The organism is Kitasatospora sp. NPDC093558, assembly GCF_040683475.1.
Classification (GTDB): Bacteria; Actinomycetota; Actinomycetes; order Streptomycetales; family Streptomycetaceae; genus Kitasatospora.
The window spans coordinates 1-1,715 of sequence record NZ_JBFBDY010001019.1 but is presented as its reverse complement, the minus strand read 5'-3'; the positions used below and the strand labels follow the sequence as shown (position 1 = coordinate 1,715).

Sequence of the window (1,715 nt, the reverse complement as noted above, 5' to 3'; positions counted from 1 at the left end):
CGCGTCGAAGTCGAGCGCGCCGGTGGCCGCCGTGTCTCCGACGACCACGCGGTGGCGCAGGGCGGGCAGGCCACCGGCCAGCCGCGCGAGGGCCTCGGTGTGCTCCCGGCCGGGATTCCGGTCGGCCGTGACCAGGAGCACCGCCCGGGTGGACGCGAGCATCCGGCCCACCTCGCGCCAGCCGAAGCGCAGCGAGATCGGCATGGTCACGGCCCCGACGTGCCAGCACGCGAGCGTGAGCGCGGCCGTCTCCGACCAGTCCGGCAGTTGGAAGGCCACGACCTCGCCGCGCCGGACGCCCAGTGCGTCCAGCCCGCCGGCGAAACGCTCCACGCGATCGGCCAGCTCGGCGAAGGTCAGGGAAATGGCCCGCCCCTCATCAGCCCGCCAGCTGATGATCACGCGCTGGTCGGGCGTCCGCTCGGCGGCCTCCCGCAGGTCGTCCAGGAAGGTCCCGTCACGCCACCACCCCTGCTCGCGGTAGCGGGCGGCCACCGCGGGCGGCGGCCCCATGGCGTCGAACAACTCGAGCATGGTCTCCGGCTCCCTTGCCCTGGGGAAGACGGCCGCCCGTCGTCTCGGGGCATCTCGATCCGCCCCGGCGACCGTGTCGGATCCCGGGGGTCCCTGACGGCACACTGGCACAGGCCCCGACAGGACCGGGCGTGTACGGGCGCCGTGACCAGCCGTAAGGGTGAGCGCGCGTGGCTTGCGGGTGCCCGCGGTGCGCTACCGGTCCGGCCGGTACCTCCGACCAGGGCGGCGGCCGACCGCACGTGCCGCCCTGCCCCGGCGCCCTTAATGGCCCGACCTCCGTCGGTGCCACGAAGGGCCTTTGGGCTTCACGGCACTCAGGCGGAACCTCAGAGGAGGGTGCTCCAGTAGTACCAGAAGCGGTTGAGGATCAGCAGGGCGATGACGAGGTACCAGACGGCGGGCACGACCCAGTGGTAGCGCGCCGCCAGTTCGGTGGCCGGGCGCCACCTCGTGGGCAGCGGGATCACGCCGTTCCTGGCGTTGTGCAGGGTGGTGTACCAGAACAGCGGGATGGTGGCGATCCACACGACGATGCAGTACGGGCAGACCGCGCCGATCGAGTACAGGGTCTGGTCCATCAACCACGTGATGAAGCCGACGCCGAAGAGCGTGCCGGCCTGGAGGCCCAACCAGAACCAGCGCGGCAGCCGGGCGCCGGTCAGCACGACGACGCCGATGGTGACGACGACCGCGAAACCGCCCAGGCCGATCAGGGAGTTGGGGAAGCCGAAGGCGGACGCCTGAGAGGTGCGCATCACCGAGCCGCAACTGACGATCGGGTTGATGTTGCAGCTGGGGACGTAGGCGGGGTTCTCCAGCAGCCGGATCTTCTCCAGCGTCAGGGTGATCGAGGCGGCCAGACCGATGGCTCCGGCGACGAGCAGCAGCAGACCGAAGGCCCGGCCACTGTCGACGGGTTCGGTGAGCCGTCGGGCCGTCGGTCCCGCTGCGGGGGGCTTGGCGGCAGTGGTCATGTGGGGGCTCCCGTGGCTCACTTGGCGGCGATGGTCTGCTGGATCAGCTGGGTGTACTGGGCCGGGGTGAGCGGGTTGCCCTGGCCGTCGAACACGGTGAGCTGCTTGCCGTCGAGCTTGAGGGTGGGGGTGCCGGAGACGCCGCTGCTGTTGAAGGCGTCGTTGACCTTGCCCGCCCAGGACTTGTACGTGCCGTCCTGGACC

General features: G+C 71.3%; 2 protein-coding genes and 1 pseudogene. All 3 read right to left on the bottom strand.

The annotated features are described in order from the left end of the window. A partial coding sequence (locus AB0O00_RS38040) for an AMP-binding protein (protein WP_363659263.1) occupies positions 1-534 on the bottom strand: 534 nt, incomplete at its 3' end. A gap of 329 nt (positions 535-863) precedes the next feature. After that, on the bottom strand, positions 864-1,511 hold the full coding sequence (locus AB0O00_RS38035) for a vitamin K epoxide reductase family protein (protein ID WP_363659262.1): 648 nt from the start codon (positions 1,509-1,511) through the stop codon (positions 864-866). Positions 1,512-1,528: 17 nt separating this feature from the next. Then, a pseudogene (locus AB0O00_RS38030) lies at positions 1,529-1,715 on the bottom strand (DsbA family protein); the annotation flags it as partial.

What these genes read in the sequence shown, in the direction of transcription:
- AB0O00_RS38035 (WP_363659262.1), bottom strand. Translation starts at nt 1,511, where the DNA reads ATGACCACTGCCGCCAAGCCCCCCGCAGCGGGACCGACGGCCCGACGG.